The 18944-nt window shown below is 56.2% G+C and carries 16 protein-coding genes; 6 read left to right on the forward strand and 10 right to left on the reverse strand.

The genetic code is table 11. The features are described from left to right. Positions 1–85: 85 nt before the first annotated feature. Both ptsP and rppH read right to left on the reverse strand, forming a co-directional pair. Positions 86–2389, reverse strand: a complete 2304-nt coding sequence (gene ptsP, locus F0320_RS17480) for a phosphoenolpyruvate--protein phosphotransferase (protein WP_149323917.1) — start codon at positions 2387–2389, stop codon at positions 86–88. 12 nt (positions 2390–2401) lie between these two features. Then, positions 2402–2932, reverse strand: coding sequence for an RNA pyrophosphohydrolase (gene rppH, locus F0320_RS17485; RefSeq protein WP_126329672.1), 531 nt, complete (start codon positions 2930–2932; stop codon positions 2402–2404). Between the two features lie 683 nt (positions 2933–3615). On the opposite strand from rppH, the gene mutH reads away from it, so the two are divergent. The 3 genes from mutH to F0320_RS17500 all read left to right on the forward strand — a co-directional run bounded on the left by mutH (position 3616) and on the right by F0320_RS17500 (position 5827). Further along, on the forward strand, positions 3616–4308 hold the full coding sequence (gene mutH / locus F0320_RS17490) for a DNA mismatch repair endonuclease MutH (RefSeq protein ID WP_126329674.1): 693 nt from the start codon (positions 3616–3618) through the stop codon (positions 4306–4308). Positions 4309–4436: 128 nt separating this feature from the next. Then, positions 4437–4655: a YgdI/YgdR family lipoprotein gene (locus F0320_RS17495; protein ID WP_008499668.1), complete on the forward strand. Its 219-nt coding sequence runs from the start codon at positions 4437–4439 to the stop codon at positions 4653–4655. A 131-nt stretch (positions 4656–4786) separates the two neighbouring features. Then, entirely contained in the window at positions 4787–5827 is a 1041-nt protein-coding gene (locus tag F0320_RS17500; RefSeq protein ID WP_126329676.1) for an NADP(H)-dependent aldo-keto reductase, read from the forward strand. 93 nt (positions 5828–5920) lie between these two features. Here the strand turns inward: F0320_RS17500 and lplT are convergent, their stop codons facing one another. Next, the gene (gene lplT / locus F0320_RS17505) at positions 5921–7114 is read right to left on the reverse strand and encodes a lysophospholipid transporter LplT (protein ID WP_126329678.1); all 1194 of its coding nucleotides are present in this window, start codon (positions 7112–7114) and stop codon (positions 5921–5923) included. After that, positions 7107–9266, reverse strand: coding sequence for a bifunctional acyl-ACP--phospholipid O-acyltransferase/long-chain-fatty-acid--ACP ligase (gene aas, locus F0320_RS17510; protein ID WP_126329680.1), 2160 nt, complete (start codon positions 9264–9266; stop codon positions 7107–7109). The genes lplT and aas overlap by 8 nt, the downstream gene beginning before the upstream one ends. Positions 9267–9691: 425 nt before the next feature. Between aas and galR the strand changes: the two genes are divergently transcribed. Next, positions 9692–10708, forward strand: a complete 1017-nt coding sequence (gene galR / locus F0320_RS17515; RefSeq protein WP_047650225.1) for an HTH-type transcriptional regulator GalR — start codon at positions 9692–9694, stop codon at positions 10706–10708. On the opposite strand, the gene F0320_RS17520 is transcribed toward galR, so the two are convergent. Beyond that, the gene (locus F0320_RS17520; protein WP_033146583.1) at positions 10669–11145 is read right to left on the reverse strand and encodes a GNAT family N-acetyltransferase; all 477 of its coding nucleotides are present in this window, start codon (positions 11143–11145) and stop codon (positions 10669–10671) included. The genes galR and F0320_RS17520 overlap by 40 nt on opposite strands. A gap of 228 nt (positions 11146–11373) precedes the next feature. Between F0320_RS17520 and F0320_RS17525 the strand changes: the two genes are divergently transcribed. Beyond that, positions 11374–12411, forward strand: a complete 1038-nt coding sequence (locus F0320_RS17525; protein WP_033146449.1) for a LacI family DNA-binding transcriptional regulator — start codon at positions 11374–11376, stop codon at positions 12409–12411. On the opposite strand, the gene lysA is transcribed toward F0320_RS17525, so the two are convergent. Beyond that, positions 12381–13643 (reverse strand): diaminopimelate decarboxylase, encoded by a 1263-nt coding sequence (gene lysA / locus F0320_RS17530; protein WP_126329682.1) that lies wholly within the window; start codon positions 13641–13643, stop codon positions 12381–12383. The two genes, F0320_RS17525 and lysA, sit on opposite strands and share 31 nt — an antisense overlap. A 121-nt stretch (positions 13644–13764) precedes the next feature. Between lysA and F0320_RS17535 the strand changes: the two genes are divergently transcribed. Beyond that, complete coding sequence (locus F0320_RS17535; RefSeq protein ID WP_126329684.1) at positions 13765–14691, forward strand: LysR family transcriptional regulator; 927 nt, start codon at positions 13765–13767, stop codon at positions 14689–14691. Here F0320_RS17535 and F0320_RS17540 read toward each other — a convergent pair. The 4 genes from F0320_RS17540 to kduI form a co-directional block, all read right to left on the reverse strand. Then, entirely contained in the window at positions 14686–15378 is a 693-nt protein-coding gene (locus F0320_RS17540; RefSeq protein ID WP_126329753.1) for an aspartate/glutamate racemase, read from the reverse strand. The two genes, F0320_RS17535 and F0320_RS17540, sit on opposite strands and share 6 nt — an antisense overlap. 131 nt (positions 15379–15509) lie before the next feature. Beyond that, entirely contained in the window at positions 15510–16925 is a 1416-nt protein-coding gene (gene araE / locus F0320_RS17545) for an arabinose-proton symporter AraE (RefSeq protein ID WP_032660200.1), read from the reverse strand. 312 nt (positions 16926–17237) lie between these two features. Beyond that, on the reverse strand, positions 17238–17999 hold the full coding sequence (kduD, locus tag F0320_RS17550; protein WP_047650220.1) for a 2-dehydro-3-deoxy-D-gluconate 5-dehydrogenase KduD: 762 nt from the start codon (positions 17997–17999) through the stop codon (positions 17238–17240). A 63-nt stretch (positions 18000–18062) separates the two neighbouring features. Beyond that, entirely contained in the window at positions 18063–18899 is an 837-nt protein-coding gene (gene kduI, locus F0320_RS17555; protein ID WP_126329686.1) for a 5-dehydro-4-deoxy-D-glucuronate isomerase, read from the reverse strand. Positions 18900–18944: the final 45 nt, after the last annotated feature.

Genomic DNA, 18944 nt, shown 5'->3' on the forward strand with positions numbered 1-18944 from the left:
CGGAGGATGCGCCAGAGATGTAAAAGATGTGTATAGGGTTTTGAGTGCGCTGATGCCCTCACCCACAGGGAGAGGGCAGAGAGAACTAGCGGCCACCGCGGATCAGGCCGCCCATACCGCGTCGTTCCATAAACGCCGCGACCTGATGACGAACCTCAGCGGCAAGCTGCGCGTCAAGGCTACGTTCAGCCAGCTCGCGGGCATCGTTGATGTCGATATGCCGCAGCAGGTACTTCACGCGGGCGACAGCGCGACCGTTCATCGACAGATGGCGGTATCCCAGACCAATCAGGATCGCAACGCACATGGAATCCCCGGCCATTTCACCGCACAGGCGTAAATCAATGCCGTACTGTTCCGCTTCACGGGCAATCATCGCTAACGCGCGAATGATCGCCGGATGCAGGCTGTCGTAGATACTGGCCACGCGGGTGTTGTTACGGTCAACGGCCAGGATATATTGCGTCAGGTCGTTCGTGCCGACAGAGATAAAATCAACACGGTTTGCCAGCTGCGGCAGCATAAAGACCATAGACGGCACTTCAAGCATCACCCCGATCCGCGGTTTCGGGATCGCATAGCCGATCATCTCTTCCACTTCACGGCCTGCACGCTCGATCAGTCGCCGGGACTCGTCGATCTCATCAATGCTGGTGACCATCGGAAGTAAAATGCTGAGATTGCCCGTCGCCGCGTTGGCGCGCAGCATCGCACGCACCTGGATCAGGAAGATCTCCGGCTGATCGAGCGTAATGCGGATCCCACGCCAGCCCAGGCACGGGTTTTCTTCGCTGATCGGCATATAGGGCAGCTGTTTATCCGCGCCGACATCCAGGGTTCGCAGGGTGACAGGTTTGTCGTTAAACATCTGCAGCATCCCCTGATACTGCGCCACCTGCTCCTCTTCGGAGGGGAAACCGCTCTGCAGCATGAACGGGATTTCAGTACGGTACAGGCCAATACCGTCGATGCGGCTGCCAAGCTTTTCTTCATGCTCAGGGCTTAAACCGGCGTTGAGCATGACTTTGATCCGCTCTCCGCTCTTAAGCTGTGCGGGCAGGTTAACGTCATCTTCCGCCAGCTTGCTTAATTCATTCTCTTCGCTGATAAGGCGCTGATATTCCTGGAGCAGAACCGGCTCAGGATCGACCAGCAGCTCACCGCGATAGCCGTCAACGACCAGCGTACGGCGGTGCAGCACCGACGGCTGGATATCCGCGCCCATAACGGTTGGGATACCCAGCCGGCGGTGCAGCACCGACGGCTGGATATCCGCGCCCATAACGGTTGGGATACCCAGCGCGCGCACCATAATGGCGGCATGCGAGTTGGCGGCGCCATCGCGCACCACCACACCGGCCAGCCTGTCCTGAGGCAGTTCAGCCAGCGTCGTTGCCGAGAGTTCATCGGCGACCAGAACAAACCGTTTTGGCCAGGCATTCGGCCCCTGAATGGTGTCATCAAGATGGAACAGCAGACGTTGTCCCAGGGCACGGAGATCGCCAGCCCGTTCTTTCAGGTAACCGTCGGTAAGTGCCGCAAATTGATCGGCAAATTTTTCGATGACCTTCTTAACCGCCCACTCTGCGACCGAGCCTTTATCCACCTCCGCAAACAGCTCACGACGCAGACGCGCGTCGGAGAGCAGGTGCGAATAGAGGTCGAAGATGGCCGCCGTCTCTTTCTGTGCGCCTGCGGCAAAGCGCTTGCTGTAACGACGAAATTCATTCGCCGCCTCTTCCAGCGCGGCGGTAAGACGCTCTCGCTCAAGCGCTTCATCTAGCGTAGAGGCTTCGTAAACCTGCTCCATCAGCGGCAGCGTGGCGTCCATCCAGCCTTCAGCAATCGCTACGCCCGGCGATGCAGGAAGGGCACGAATGCGCGTATGGCGATATTGACCAAAGAGCGCGGCAAGCTGGGACTGGGAGAGGATCGCCGCCATCTGCGTGGCCAGCGTGACGAGGAAAGACTCTTCGCTTTCATCGTACTGACGTAGCTCGCGCTGCTGGACGACCAGCACGCCGAGCAGCTGGCGACGCTGGATAATCGGCACGCCAAGGAAAGCGCGGAATCGCTCTTCTTTTACGGAAGGGATGTATTTAAAGCTGGGGTGTTTTTGCGCGTCAGCAAGGTTGATGGGTTCAGCCAGCCGCCCAACCAGGCCCACGATACCTTCATCAAATGCGAGCGTGACGGTGCGTCCACGTGGTTTTTTCAAACCACGGGTCGCCATCAGGTAATAGCAGCGCCGATCGTGGTCGGCCAGATACACCGAACAGACTTCGGTCTCCATCGCAAGACAGATGTCAGTGACCAGAATATTCAGCGCCTCGTTCAGACGCGGAGCACTGGCCACCTTCTCGACTATTTCTCGCAAGCGGGTGAGCATGATTTGCGTAGCTTAACCTCTTTTACGTCGCCATGCAGGTGCGTTCTGCGGCTTAGGCGGGACCTCCTGAAGCTGCATTACCACACTTGCAAACTCTTTCATCACCCTACGGTAAACATCGCGTTTAAATGACACGACCTGACGAACAGGATACCAATAGCTCACCCAGCGCCAGCCATCGAACTCCGGCGTACTGCTGGTTTGCATATTGATGTCTGAATCGTTGCCCACCAACTGCAACAGAAACCACTTCTGTTTCTGGCCGATACAAACCGGCTTTGTGTCCCAACGCACCAAACGTTTCGGTAACTTGTAACGCAACCAGTTGCGGGTCGAAGCCAGGATGCGAACATCTTTTCGGCTTAAACCGACCTCTTCAAAAAGCTCCCGGTACATCGCTTGTTCTGGGGACTCTCCCGGATTGATCCCGCCTTGAGGGAACTGCCAGGAGTGCTGACCATATCGCCGGGCCCACATTACCTGGCCCTGACGATTACAAATTACTATTCCTACGTTCGGGCGGTAGCCATCGTCATCAATCACCGGACTACCCCAAACTAAACCTTATATATGAATGATTGTTTCACACTACAGGGAGGCGGTAAACCACTCTCTTACAGGGCTGCAGCCTAATAACATTTGAATAACTCACAAATAAGTGCTGAGTTATAAACAGATGATAGGTGGTGAAGGGAATTTTATTCACCTTTTCTGTGGATATAGTTGTGAAGAAGTGCCTGATTACCGATGAACAACCTCAAACCCTGCCTTGCCACCGCTTTCACAACAGTTAAATAACTTAATATTTTTCATAATGTTAAATGTATTTCCATGAACCAAAAGCAGAATATCGTGACGATCGTCACATCAGGGATCGTCGTGCTGATGAAAGATCGAACAGCGTCGGTTTTATCCACAGATTGTGCCAATAAGTTAGTCACAATTTGTTTGAAAATTCGAATTTCATCGCACGTCAAGGCTGTAAATTGAAACAGTAGTCAGGGTTATGCCCAGTTATCCCATTTTTCTGTGGATAACATGGTGTAAGATCCTGTTCATTGTCAGTGACCAGATTTGAACAACCAGTTTTCCGCCTCAGATGAAACGATTTCAAACCACTAAAAAAACATATAAATCATACACATGGAATATTGGTACAGAAATAGTTAAACTCTATCCACAGGGAACAATTTCTTCGTTTATTTTTTAATCAAAAGGTTACCTTCATGCATCCGCTTACACCCTTGCTCTCACCGCCGTCCAGCGAGGGCCAGTTGCTACAGCAGGCACAGCGTCTTGCAGGCTTTTCGCTTGGCGAGCTGGCGGCAATGGCAGGGCTTCAGATCCCGAAGGATCTGAAACGGGATAAAGGCTGGATCGGCATGCTGCTTGAAATGTGGCTAGGTGCCAGCGCAGGGAGCAAACCCGAGCAGGATTTTGCAGCGCTTGGCGTGGAGTTAAAAACCATCCCCATAGACAGCCAGGGTAAACCGCTTGAGACCACCTTCGTCTGCGTTGCGCCACTAACCGGCAACACCGGCGTGACGTGGGAAACCAGCCACGTTCGTCACAAGCTGAAGCGCGTGTTGTGGGTGCCGGTCGAAGGTGAGCGTCAGATCCCCCTGGCTGACCGTCGCGTTGGCGCGCCGCTGCTCTGGAGCCCAAACGACGATGAGGAGCAACAGCTGCGTCTGGACTGGGAGGAGCTGATGGACATGATCGTGCTTGGGCAGGTAGAGCGCATCACCGCCCGGCACGGAGAAGTATTACAGCTGCGCCCGAAAGCGGCTAACAGCAAAGCGCTTACCGAGGCAATCGGCTCGAAGGGTGAGCCGATACTAACGTTGCCGCGCGGTTTTTATCTCAAAAAGAACTTCACCGGCGCGCTTCTTGCTCGCCATTTTCTTCTAAAAACATAGTTTTTTACTTATTTTGCGAGCTCTCAAACATAATCAGCTGGTTTTTAAGATTTTACCGCTTCCTCCTGTTGCCATATCGGGTTAAAACTAAACTATGATTTGATACGAGCCAGATGAGGACGATAACGATGAAAAAATGGGCAGTGTTAGTTTCAGCAGTCGGTTTAGCGTTTGCCGTATCGGGCTGTAGCAGCGATTACGTCATGGCGACAAAAGATGGTCGAATGATCCTGACCGACGGCAAACCCGAAGTCGACGATGATACCGGTCTGGTCAGCTACCGCGACCAGGAAGGCAATAAAATGCAGATCAATCGCGACGAAGTATCGCAAATTATCGAGCGATAAACAGAGAGAGGTCAGTCGCTTGCTGGCCTTTTTGATTTTTTTCTTCCCCTTTTGCTTCCCCTCTGCCATGTTTATATTCCTTTGTCGGGTACGCCCTGACGCGGTTTATATGTCTACTGAGGAAGCCGGCTATGCATTATCACCATATCCCCCACAGCGCTCTGGAAATTAGCCAACTGGGGTTGGGCACGATGACATTTGGTGAACAAAACAGCGAAGCCGATGCCCATGCACAACTCGATTACGCCGTCAGCCAGGGGATTAACCTGATTGATGTTGCAGAGATGTACCCTGTTCCACCACGTCCGGAAACGCAGGGACTTACCGAAACCTACGTCGGTAACTGGCTGGCAAAACACGGCAACCGTGAAAAGCTGGTGATTGCCTCCAAAGTCAGTGGCCCCGCGCGCAACAACGATACCGGGATCCGCCCGAATCAGATCCTCGATCGCAAGAATATCCGCGCCGCACTGGACGCCAGCCTGAAGCGCCTGCAAACCGACTACCTCGATCTGTATCAGGTGCACTGGCCGCAGCGGCCAACCAACTGCTTTGGTAAGCTCGGCTACAGCTGGAATGAGAGCGCCCCCGCCGTAACGCTGCTGGAAACCCTGGAAGCGCTGACCGAGTGCCAGCGCGCGGGAAAAATACGCTACATTGGCGTCTCTAACGAAACGGCCTTTGGCGTAATGCGCTATCTTCACCTGGCGGATAAACACGATCTGCCGCGTATCGTCACCATCCAGAACCCATACAGCCTGCTTAACCGTAGCTATGAGGTTGGTCTGGCCGAAGTGACGCAATATGAAGAAGTGGAACTGCTCGCCTATTCCTGTCTCGGCTTTGGCACGCTGACGGGGAAATACCTGAACGGCGCGAAACCGGCCGGGGCGCGAAATACCCTCTTTAGCCGCTTTACCCGCTACAGCGGCGAACAGACGCAGAAAGCGGTTGCCGCCTATGTGGATATCGCGAAGCGTCATGGTCTTGACCCTGCACAGATGGCGCTGGCCTTCGTGCGACGTCAGCCGTTTGTTGCCAGCACCCTGCTGGGCGCGACCACGATGGAACAGCTGAAAACCAATATTGAGAGTTTCCACCTGAACCTGAGTGAAGAGGTGTTAGCGGAGATTGAAGCGGTGCATCAGGTATACACATACCCGGCACCGTAATAAAAGCAAAACGGCAACACAGGTTGCCGTTTTTAGGGTTTGCTTCCTCTCCCTGTGGGAGAGGAGTGGCGTGAGGGCATCAGGCCGCACTTATCAACGCCGACGCTGCCAACCCCACAATCCCGCAATCGCCAGCGCAAACAGCCCACCAAACCCGACGCCAATCCCCACCACCGGCACACCGACTTTTACCGCCAGCGAGTAGAGCCCCAGCATTAGCAGCATCGCCAGGTTTTCACCCAAGTTTTGTACCGCGATGGCATTCCCCGCCCCGACGGTCTGCTTGCCACGTTCCTGCAGCAACGCGTTTAGCGGTACCACGAAGAAACCGCCCAGAATACCAATCAGGATGAGGAGGACATACGCAGGCAATAATGCATGTTGCAGCGAGAAAATAAGCACCACGACGCCAATCAGGATCCCCGCGGGCATGCAGCGTGCTACCGTCTCGAGCGTCACCAGCTTCGCCGCCGCACCTGCCCCCACCACAATGCCGATGGCCACCATCGCGTTAAGATAGGTCGGCGTCGCGTTGTCGGTAATTCCAAGCGCCACCGGCACCCACAGCACCAACAGGAAGCGCAGCGTGACGCCCGCCCCCCAAAACATACTGGTTCCCATCAGGGAGAAACGCGTTTCTCCGTTACGCCACAGCACGCGACAGGCGGTAAAGAAACTGCCGGTCATCGGTTTAAAGCGCCAGGATTGCCCCGGGCGAGCCACAGGTAGTTTAGGAATAAACAGGTTCGCCACAACTGCCCCGCCATACACCACCGCACAGATGCCCAGTGCCGCCAGGACATGCCAGTCGGCCAGTACGCCGCCCGCGACGGATCCGAGCAGGATTGCGGCGATGGTTGACGACTCCATCAGGCCGTTGGCTTTCACCAGCTTATCGCCCGTGGTCAGTTCTCCGAGAATGCCATACTTCGCCGGGGAGTAAGCGGCAGCGCCAATGCCCACCAGCGTGTAACCAATAAACGGATTGAAGCCAAAGCAAATGCTGGCAGCACCCAGCAGCTTGAGGGCGTTGGCAAACATCATCACCCGGCCTTTCGGGAAGCTGTCTGCCACCTGCCCTACAAACGGAGCAAAGATAATGTAAGCGCCCACAAACACCATCTGCAGGATCGGCTGGCTCCAGTCGGGGTAAAACTCGGCCTTCAGCAGCGCCAGCGTGGCAAACAACAGCGCGTTATCACCGAACGCAGAGAGAAACTGCGCAGCGATGACGGCCATCATGCCTTTCGACCTGAGCGATGTGTTAGTGTGTACTGACTCACGCATTTTGCTGTTCCGCCTCTTCAACCATGCCTTTCAGGGTCACGAAATCGGGCTTCCCGCTACCCAGCGCCGGGAGCTGCTTCAGGTAGCGAATATCGCGCGGCACGGCCAGTTCAGGAATACCGTGTTCGCGCGCATAGCTCAGTAACCTGTCGCGCTTAAGCTCAGCGTCGGTCGTAAACAGCACCAGCGCTTCGCCTTTGCTGGCATCACTCTTCACCACCGTCGCATGCATCTTATCCGCAGACACGGCCGTCGCCAGCTGCTCAACCATTTCCAGAGAGACCATTTCACCGGCGATTTTGGCGAAGCGTTTCGCGCGTCCCTGAATCTGTACAAAGCCTTGTTCATCAAAACGGACAATATCACCGGTGTCGTACCAGCCGGTTTCAACCTCACCGTTGACGTTTTCCGCCGTCGGCACCTCAAGCACGCCTGGGTTTTCCACGCGCAGATAACCGTTCATCACGTTTGGCCCTTTCAGCTGCAGACGGCCACCGTCCTCAATGCCCGGCACGGCCAGCAGACGCGCGTCCATCCCCGGCAGAATTCGGCCCACCGTACCCGGCTTCGCTGCCATCGGTACGTTAATCGAGACCACGGGAGCACATTCGGTAACGCCATAGCCTTCAAGAATGCGCAGGCCAAACTTGTCCTGCCAGATCTGACGCGTGCTATCCTGCAGTTTTTCCGCACCGGCCACCACATACCGCACGCGATAGAAGTCATACGGATTGGCGAAACGCGCGTAGTTGCCGAGGAACGTTGAGGTGCCGAACAGGACGGTGCAGTTACGGTCATACACCAGCTCAGGCACAATGCGGTAATGCAGCGGGCTTGGATAGAGGAACACTTCTGCGCCGGTCAGCAGCGGCGTAAAGAGTCCCACCGTCATGCCAAAGGAGTGGAACAGCGGCAGCGCCGACATAAAACGGTCATTCGCGGTAAAGTCGGCAATGCTTTTGATCTGCTCAACGTTCGCCAGAATGCTCTTGTGGCTGTGGACGACGCCTTTCGGGTTGCCCTCCGATCCCGACGTGAAGAGGATAATCGCATCATCTTCCGGCTGCTGTTTGACCTGCGCCAGACGCGGCATCAGCAGGTGAGCAAAAATCCACAGCTTGTCGCCGGTGGTTACGTCCGCTTTCAGATCCTCCAGGAAGACCCAGCGCACCTGGGTGAGCTGCTCGGGAAGATGCCAGAGCTTGCCTTTGTCCAGGAACTGACGAGAGGTAAAGACGGTATTAATCTGGGCCGCGGTGATGGCGCTGGTCAACCCTTTCACGCCCGCCGTGTAGTTCATCATTGCCGGGATGCGCCCCCGGGAAACCGCACCAAAAATCACCGCCGCGCTGATGCCCGCGTTAGGCAGCATCAGGCCAATCTTTTCGCCCTTTTTGCTGTACTTCTCCAGAATGCGGCCCACAAACAGGGTCTTGGTCAGCAGCTTGCGATAGGTATCCGGGGTAAAGTTGACGTCTTCGATGCAGTTTTTCTTCGCGCCATAGCGGTGCTGCGCGGAAAGCAGAGATTCGTACAGCGTTTCGCGCGGGCGCACGGCCATGCGCGCTTCCATCATAATCTGGTGCAGCATTTCCCCGGCGATTTTACGGCGATCGCGGGCACGCGGCGCGTCCGGCATCGGTAACGACGTGGGCGGCAGAATGTGCAGCGTGATTTTTGGGAACAGACGCTGCTTCACCAGCCCTTTCAGGCGGCTAAAATGCGTTAGCTCTGCGCCTTCAATGCGCAGCGGCACCACGGTCGCTTTTGATTTCGCGGCAACAAACCCCGCGCCGTCGTAGATTTTCATCAGCGAACCGGTCACTGAAATACGCCCTTCCGGGAAAATAACCACCGGACGCCCCTGCTCAACCAGACGCACCAGATGCTTAATCATCATCGGCTTTGTCGGGTCGAGCGGCACAAAATCAATCAGCGGCGTGAGCCAGCGCATGTACCACTGCTGGCTGATAGAGGTATAGACCGCAAACACCGGGCGCACGGGTAAAAATAGCGCCAGCAGAATGCCGTCTATAAAGGAAACATGATTTGGCGTGATAAGAACGCGTTCGCCGCGAAGGGCCTGGGCATCGCCAGTGACGCGGATGCGAAAAAGAATACGGAAGAGTGTACGGAAGAACCCAAATAGCATCTCAACTCCCTTTGCCAGCCAGTGTGGAGGGTTGATAGTAAATGGTGGCAGATTACACGAGAAGTGATACGGGAGCGACAGCAAAAGTGGAGGCGAAAAAAAACCTGCGCATCCGCGCAGGTTGGTGCAAGAGATGAGTACGAAGCCGTACTAAGAATTCTCACCAATCAATACCTCTGGGATCTCGACTGTATCAATCCTGTTAACGTTCCCGCTATCAGACAATCGCAACAGCCTGAGGCAAAGTGTAACCAAAGGTTCAGATTGACATTTTTCAGACATGACTGCGCGTGTAACGATTACACTACCAGTGTTGTCCTGCGTCACGTTTGTGGAGAGCGAAAATCCGCTCCCCTTGAATGCGCGGCGCTTTTCCGCAACACTATTTGGTGTGTAAACGCTTACCCCCAATAAGAAGGTAATGAATGGCGACAATAAAGGATGTGGCCCGTCTGGCAGGCGTGTCGGTGGCAACCGTCTCCCGCGTGATTAACGATTCACCGAAAGCCAGTGACGCATCGCGCCAGGCGGTACAAAACGCCATGGAATCCCTTAACTATCATCCCAATGCCAATGCCCGCGCGCTCGCCCAGCAGTCCACCGAAACCATTGGGCTGGTGGTGGGCGATGTTTCCGACCCCTTTTTCGGCGCCATGGTGAAAGCGGTTGAACAGGTCTCTTATCAGACGGGTAATTTTTTGCTGATCGGCAATGGCTATCATAATGAGCAAAAAGAACGCCAGGCCATCGAACAGCTGATCCGCCACCGCTGCGCGGCGCTGGTAGTTCACGCCAAAATGATCCCGGATGCCGAGCTGATTCACCTGATGAAGCAGATGCCCGGAATGGTGATCATCAACCGCATTATTCCCGGGTTTGAAAAACGCTGTGTGGCCCTCGACGACCGCTACGGCGCCTGGCTTGCGACCCGTCATCTGATTCAACAGGGCCATACCCGAATTGGCTATCTCTGTTCCAATCACCCGATTTCTGATGCGGAAGACCGCCTGCAGGGCTACTACGACGCCCTGCGTGAAAACGGTCTGCCGTGTAACGATCGTCTGGTGGCCTACGGTGAACCGGATGAGAGCGGCGGTGAACAGGCCATGACCGAACTGCTGGGTCGCGGACGAAATTTCACGGCGGTTGCCAGCTATAACGACTCCATGGCCGCGGGGGCAATGGGGGTGCTGAATGACAACGGGATTGAGGTACCGGCAGAAATTTCGCTGATTGGCTTCGATGACGTGTTGGTCTCTCGCTATGTGCGCCCGCGTCTGACCACCGTGCGCTACCCGATTATCACCATGGCGACGCAGGCCGCCGAGCTGGCGCTAGCGCTGGCTGAACAGCGCCAGCCGCCGGATATTACGCATCTGTTTAGCCCGACGCTGGTTCGCCGTCACTCCGTTGCGTCACCTGCGGAAGCGCAGAGCGAATAACGATAGAGGTGAACCCTCGTGTTGGGGTATTCCAGCCCATCACCAATATACTGCCAGCCGTAACGTTCGTAGAAGTCGCGGCAGGCAGACCAGAGGTGCAGTTCTTCATATCCCGCCTGCGCGGCCCAGGAAATAACATGCTGCTGTAGCTTTCCTGCCAGTCCCTTGCCTCGCGCCGCGTCGTCAACGTAGAGCGCCGCCAGCCACGGAAAGAGATCCTGACGGGTGATCAAATCGCAGCGCCAGAGCCCTACCGTACCAACAAGCTGTTCGTCTTCTACGGCGATAAAGGTCAGCGGTAATGCTCCCGGCGTCTGGCTGTGCTCAATAATGCTGTGGAAAAATTCCCGAGAAAGCCCTTCGCCAAAGGCCTGCCAGAGCCAGTCGGTGACCTGCTCCGCATAGTGCGGTGCCTGGTAAAGCGGGAGGATGGCTATCTTTTTCACGTTTCACCTGCGTTTTCTCATGTTTTGCTGGCCTGTCGCCCCAGCTCGGTTCGGCGATTATTTTACCAGAGTCAGACTATTTCGTTTTACTTCACGCAGGCCAGACGAATCGTGACCAAAAAGCGTGATCGTGGCAGAAGTTTTGCGCTTCCCGCATCGCTTATACGCCGTGAGGTCTGTGTTAAACTGCAAATCATTACGTGGAAGCAGGAATGTAGAATGGCAACAATGCTGGATGTCTCACTGCGTGCGGGCGTGTCGAAGGCTACCGTCTCGCGCGTGCTGAACGGCACAGGTCAGGTTAAAGAGAGTACGCGTCAGCAGGTCTTTGCTGCGATGGAAGAGCTGGGCTATCGCCCGAACTTTCTCGCGCGTTCACTGGCTAACCAGACCAGCAACAGCATTGGCCTGGTCGTCTCGACCTTCGACGGCTTTTACTTTGGTCGTCTTCTCCAGCAGGCGTCGCGGCAGACGGAAACTCACGGGAAACAGCTGATCGTCACCGACGGTCACGACGCGCCGGAACAGGAAGAACAGGCGGTGCAGATGCTGGCCGATCGCCAGTGCGATGCCATCGTGCTTTACACGCGCTATATGAGCGAAAAAGCGATCGTCAAACTGATGAATACCGTGAAAACGCCGCTGGTGGTCATTAACCGCGAAGTGAGCCAGGCGCCGGATCGCTGCGTGTTTTTCGAACAGCAGGATGCCGCGTTTAAGGCCGTGGATTACCTGATCGCCCAGGGCCATCGGGAGATCGCCTGTATCACCGTTCCGATCCATACCCCAACCGGGAAAGCGCGGCTGATGGGCTACCGTAAAGCGCTGGAAAAGCACGGCATTCGCCTGGACGAGCGTCGGATAAAGTACGGCGATGCGGGAATGACGCGGGGATACGAGCTGTGCAAGGAGTTGATTGCCGACGGAGTGCCGTTTAGCGCCTTGTTTGCCTGTAACGACGATATGGCGCTGGGTGCGTCCAAAGCGTTACACCAGGCAGGGCTTAAAATTCCGCAGGATATTTCACTGTTCGGCTTTGACGATGCCCCAAGCGCGAAATGGCTGGAGCCTGCGCTCTCATCGGTTTATCTGCCCATCGACAATATGATTGTCACGGCCATCGATCAGGCGATCCGGCTGGCAAAAAACCAGCCGGTCGATGCCATCCCGCCGTTTACCGGCACGCTGGTGTTACGCGATTCGGTCACAACGGGGCCGTACTTTCATCAGATGAGTTCTAAAGCCAGCAGTTCCTGAATGGTCTGACGACGACGGATCAGCCGTGCCTTGCCGTTATCAAACAGCACTTCCGGCAGCAGCGGGCGGCTGTTGTAGTTAGATGACATCGACGCCCCGTAGGCACCGGTATCATGCAGCACAAGATAATCACCCGGTTTGACCTCTGGCAGCGCGCGGGTCTCCACTTTGCCGCCTTCCTGCTGGGTAAACACATCACCCGATTCGCACAGCGGGCCCGCAACGACCGTCTCAACCCGCGGCGCCTGAGTTAAATCACGGCCGTCGGCGGCCAGGGCGGTAATGTGGTGATAGCTGCCGTACATGGACGGACGCATCAGGTCGTTAAAACCTGCGTCAATCAATACGAAGTGGCGAGACCCCATCTCTTTCACGCTGCGCACCTGTGAAACCAGCACGCCGGCTTCCGCCACCAGGAAACGACCCGGCTCAATTTCCAGCTTCACCGAGTGGCCCAGATGCGCGGCGATTTGGTCACGCGCGGCGCTCCACAGACCGTAGTAGTGATCGGTATCGATCGCCTCTTCGCCTTCGCGATAAGGAATGGAGAGACCGCCGCCGGCTGAGATCGCCTCAAGATCCTGGCCAAAGTCGACAACCTGGCGCACCATCGCGCCGCACACCTGCTCCAGGTGGCCGTAATCCACGCCAGAGCCAATATGCATATGAATACCCACCAGCTTCAGGCCGTAGCGCTGTAATACCTCCAGCGCGGCAGGCATATCGGCATACCAGATCCCGTGCTTGCTGTTTTCGCCGCCGGTATTGGTTTTTTGGCTGTGACCATGACCAAAGCCCGGATTCACGCGCAGCCAGACGCGATGGCCGAAAGAAACCTGACCCAGCTGCTCCAGCATATCCACAGAACCGGCATTCACCGGGATCTGCAGCTCGTGGACGCGCGCAAGCGTCGCATCGTCGATCACATCGGCGGTGAAGACGATCGCGTCGCCGTCGGCTTTCGGATCGAATCCGGCCGCCAGCGCACGCTCGATTTCGCCAAGCGAGACGGAATCGACCTTCACGCCCAGCTCACGCATCAGGCGCAGAATATGAATATTGGAGCATGCCTTCTGGGCAAAACGCACCACGTCAAACTGATGCAGGGCGGCGATCTTCTCGCGAACGATCTGCGCGTCGTAGACCCACACCGGGCAGCCAAACTCGGCGGGCAGGCGCAGCAGGTTGTCGGCGTTCAAATCGGTATCAGTCTGGTTCAGCGGGCGTGGCATGGTCTTCTCCGGGTAAATGCGTTTTGATGATTACGCCACAGCGCGAAGAGAATAAAAAATATCGTTTTATCGCAAGTCTATGCAAAAATGATATGGACAGTTCTCTGCTTTCAGGTGCCCTATGCCCGCCGTCAATTTACGCCATATCGAGATTTTTCACGCCGTGATGACCACCGGCAATCTCACCGAAGCCGCACAGATGCTGCATACCTCGCAGCCGACGGTGAGCCGCGAGCTGGCCCGCTTCGAGAAAGTGCTGGGGCTGAAGCTGTTCGAGCGTACCCGGGGCAGGCTTCACCCGACGGTGCAGGGGTTACGCCTGTTCGAGGAAGTTCAGCGCTCCTGGTACGGACTGGACAGAATAGTGAGTGCTGCGGAAAGCCTGCGCGAGTTTCGCCAGGGCGAGCTGTCGATCGTCTGCCTGCCCGTCTTTTCGCAATCCTTTTTGCCGATGCTGCTGCAGCCCTTTCTGGCCCGATACCCGGAGGTCAGCCTCACTATCGTGCCTCAGGAATCACCTCTGCTTGAAGAGTGGCTTTCGGCCCAGCGCCATGATTTAGGGCTAACCGAAACCCTTTCCACGCCAGCGGGAACGGCGCGCACGGAGCTGATCTCGTTAGATGAAGTGTGCGTTCTGCCCGCCGGGCATCCGCTTGCCGGTAAGGCGTTGCTCACGCCAGAGGATTTCCACGGGGAAAACTACATTAGCCTGTCGCAGACCGACAGTTACAGACAGCTGCTGGATACGCTATTTGCCGAGCATCAGGTCAAACGGCGAATGGTGGTGGAAACGCACAGCGCGGCTTCGATTTGCGCGATGGTGCGTGCGGGCGTCGGCGTCGCGGTGGTGAATCCGCTCACGGCGCTGGACTATGCCGGAAGCGGGATCGTCATCCGCCGCTTTAGCGTTTCCGTCCCGTTCACCGTGAGCCTGATCCGCCCGCTGCACCGTCCGGCTTCCGCGCTGGTGGACGCTTTCACCGAACACTTAATGGAGCACGCGCGTCAGGTGGCGCTTCGTTTACCTGACCTGCAAAACCCCTCATGACAGCATAAACGCCACGGCATCCGCGGCATGGATGGCGGTGGTATCAAATACCGGGACGGGGCTTCGATCGGCCGGCACCAGCAGGCCAATCTCGGTGCAGCCGAAGATCACGCCTTCTGCCCCCTGCTGCGCCAGCTTTTCAATTACGCTGACGTAATACGCGCGGGAAGATTCGCTGAAGGTACCCAGGCAGAGCTCGTCAAAGATAATCTGATTGATGCGCGCCCGATCTTCTTCATCCGGGATCAGGCTCTCGATCACAAATTCACTGTGCAAACGCCCGCGATAAAAATCCTGTTCCATGGTGTAGCGTGTGCCCAGCAGGGCTACGCGGCGCATCCCGGATGCCGCAATCGCACGCCCGGTTGCGTCCGCGATATGCAGAAACGGCAGCGCGCAGCGGTCCTCAATATGCGACGCCACTTTGTGCATGGTATTGGTACAAAGCACGATACCCTCGGCGCCGGCGCGCTCCAGCCCCAGCGCCGCCTGGGCCAGGATCTCCCCGGCTTTATCCCACTCACCGCTCGACTGGCAGGCTTCGATTTCATGGAAATCAACGCTGTGCAGCAGCAGGCTGGCGGAGTGCAGACCGCCAAGACGCTGCTTTACCCCTTCATTAATCAGGCGGTAATAAGGGATTGTCGATTCCCAGCTCATTCCACCTAACAGGCCGATCGTTTTCATCATCCCTCCTTATCTTTGTTCCTTTTGTAACACAACCGAAGTACATAAAAAAAGGCGCTTTATTCAGCGCCTTTTTAAACAAAAATCGGTTAGCTTCTGCATACGTTAGGATACGTAAACAGGCAATACAATCACACACCGATGTTCCGCAGTTTCTCGCCAGCCATCAGCTTGCGCTCGATGTGTTCCAGCGTCACGCCTTTGGTTTCCGGGATCAGCCAGAACGTGACGCCAATAAACGCTACGTTCAGCACCGTATAGAGCCAGAAGGTTCCCGCTGCGCCAATCGCGTCCAGCAGCGTCAGGAACGTCGCGCCGATGATCATGTTCGACACCCAGTTGGTGGTCGTGGAACAGGTGATGCCAAAGTCACGGCATTTGAGCGGCTGAATTTCGGAGCACAGGATCCACACCACGGGCGCGGCGCTCATCGCGTAACCTGCGATACACATCATGGTCATCCCGACAGAAAGCCAGGAGAGTCCGCTTGAGGCCGTGCCGTTATCAAACTGCATCAGGCAGTAGCCGAGAATCAGCGTGCCGAGCGCCATCACGCTGAAGCCAATTTTCAGCGCCGGTTTACGCCCGGCTTTGTCCACGGTGAATACCGCAATAAAGGTGGCGAACATGAAGGTCAGCCCGACCACCAGAGTCGCGATCATCTGCTGTTCCGTGGTGGTGAATCCGGCCATTTTGAAAATGCGCGGCGCGTAGTACATGATGATGTTCATGCCGGTGAACTGCTGCATCGCCTGCAGCAGCATGCCGAGGAAGACCGCGCGGCGCACGTTGCGGTTGATCTTAAACAGCGCCCAGCCGCCCTGCTTTAGCTTCAGGCTTTCGCGGATTTCGTTCAGCTCTTCGCGCGCTTTTTCCGAGGTATCGCGCAGCATGCGCAGGACCTCTTCTGCCTCCACGTGACGCCCTTTTTGCGCCAGCCAGCGCGGACTGTTTGGCAGGAAAATCACCAGGACGATCAGTACCAGCGCCGGTAAGGCCAGCACGCCCAGCATCGCGCGCCAGTTGCCGCTGTAGCTGAAGTAGGTATCAGACAGGAACGCCAGCACAATACCCAGCGTGACCATCAGCTGATACATGCTGATCATCTTGCCGCGCACGTTTTCGCTCGCCATTTCGGAGAGATAAAGCGGCGCGGTGTAGGACGCAATCCCCACCGCCACGCCCAGCAGCACGCGGGAGAGCAGCAGGATTTCAACGTTAGCGGCAAACGCCGAGCCAATGGAGCCGGCAACGAACAGAATCGCCCCGACCATCAGGCTGTATTTGCGCCCCAGACGGAACGACAGCCAGCCGTTGAACAGCGCGCCAATGGCCGCGCCGAGCATCATGCTGCTCACCACCCACTCCTGCAGGCGACTGCTGAGGGTAAAGTGATCGGTAATAAACGGTAACGCGCCGGCAATGACGCCGATATCCAGTCCAAATAACAGGCCCGCCACGGCGGCGGCAATGGAGACAAACTGGTTCATGCGGCGAGTATCGCGCAGCGCAGCGGGCATTAGGGTAGAGTCATTTATCGATGTCATATTTTTCCTGCCTCAACAGCAAAATTCGTTAACTGAAATTACGAGAAAGCGAGGAAAAGTGTCAGGCCGGAAATCGCGAAGTTATGGATTATTCCGCTACGGCATGCGGTTCTGTGATGGACATTACAATTTCAACTCGTGTCGAATAATCACGCATTTTTACTAATCAGTTAATATTTAAGCAATAAAAGTGTGATTGCCGTCATTTGTGATTTTTTAGTATGGATTTTTCATCTTTATCGATATGGACTAAGCCAATTATTGCGCAAAAAAACCTCCGCCCACAGGCAGAGGTTCTTAATACGGGTGGAATTAACGCGCCAGCCAGCCACCGTCTACAGCCACGGTGTAGCCGTTGATGTAATCCGATGCGGAGGAGGCCAGGAAGACAATCGGCCCCATTAGATCGCTCGGCAGCCCCCAGCGTCCCGCCGGGATGCGGTCGAGGATTTCCGCGCTACGCTGCTCGTCCGCACGCAGCTGCTGCGTGTTGTTCGTCGCCATGTAGCCCGGCGCAATCGCATTCACGTTGATGTTATGTTTCGCCCATTCGTTTGCCAGCAGGCGGGTCACGCCCATTACGGCGCTTTTGGACGCGGTGTACGACGGCACGCGGATGCCGCCCTGAAACGAGAGCATAGAGGCAATATTGATGATTTTGCCGCCTTTCCCCTGCGCAATAAAATGCTTCGCCGCCGCCTGGGACATGAAAAATACGCTCTTGATGTTCAAATCCATCACGTCGTCCCAGTCGCGCTCGCTGAAGCTGATGGCGTCTTCGCGGCGGATCAGCCCGGCGTTGTTCACCAGAATGTCGATATGTCCGAATTCAGCCACCGCGCGGTCCAGCAGTTCAGGAATGGCATCGATTTTACGCAGGTCAGCGGTCAGGCTCAGGAAACGGCGGCCCAGGGCCGTCACGCGTTCGATGGTTTCAGTCGGTTCAACGATATTAATTCCGACGATATCGCAGCCCGCTTCCGCCAGGCCTAACGCCATCCCCTGACCCAGCCCGGTGTCGCACCCGGAAACCACAGCCACTTTTCCCTGCAGAGAGAATGCATCCAGAATCATGTTTATTCCTTACTCTTTCAGAGCCTGTCACTCACAGGCAGGTTTATGCTTCACCGCCCGCGACTAGCGCAGATCGCTGACCGCAATATGGTCCATATCATCGAAGACCTGGTTTTCACCCACCATTCCCCAGATAAAGGTGTAGGCTTTCGTCCCTACGCCGGAGTGAATGGACCAGCTCGGTGAAATCACCGCCTGCTCGTTGTGCATCACGATATGGCGCGTTTCCTGCGGCTGTCCCATCATGTGGAACACGCAGGCGTCCTCATCCATATTGAAGTAGAAGTAGACTTCCATGCGGCGCTCGTGGGTATGGCACGGCATGGTGTTCCACAGGTTGCCCGGTGCCAGCTCGGTCAATCCCATGCTGAGCTGACAGGTCTCAAGCACGTCCGGCACGAAGTATTTATTGATGGTGCGGCGGTTGCTGGTGAGGTTATCGCCCAGCGTCACGGGTGCGACGTCTGCGGTGGTCACTTTTTTGGTTGGGTAGGTGGAGTGAGCCGGCGCGCAGTTGTAGTAAAACTTCGCGGGCCTGCTGCCGTCGATGCTGGCAAAGTCTACGTCTTTCGCCCCTTTACCCACGTACAACGCCTCACGATGGCCAATCTCATAGCACTTTCCATCTACGGTGATGGTGCCCGGCCCGCCGATGTTAATCACCCCCAGCTCGCGACGCTCCAGGAAGTAGCTCACGCCCAGCTGTTTACCGACCTCACCGCCCACGGAGACGCTTTTCGTGACGGGCATAATCCCGCCCACAATAATGCGATCGATATGGCTGTAAACCATGGTGTACCTGTCGGCCTCGAATACCTGCTCGACTAAAAATGCATTGCGCAGCCCCTGAGTATCCAGCGTTTTGGCGTGCGCACTGTGGATGCTTTCTCTGACGTCCACGGTAACCTCCAGATGTGGTCATGCCCTAAGGCGGAAATAAACGAA

This window comes from Enterobacter dykesii (assembly GCF_008364625.2).
Classification (GTDB): Bacteria; Pseudomonadota; Gammaproteobacteria; order Enterobacterales; family Enterobacteriaceae; genus Enterobacter; species Enterobacter dykesii.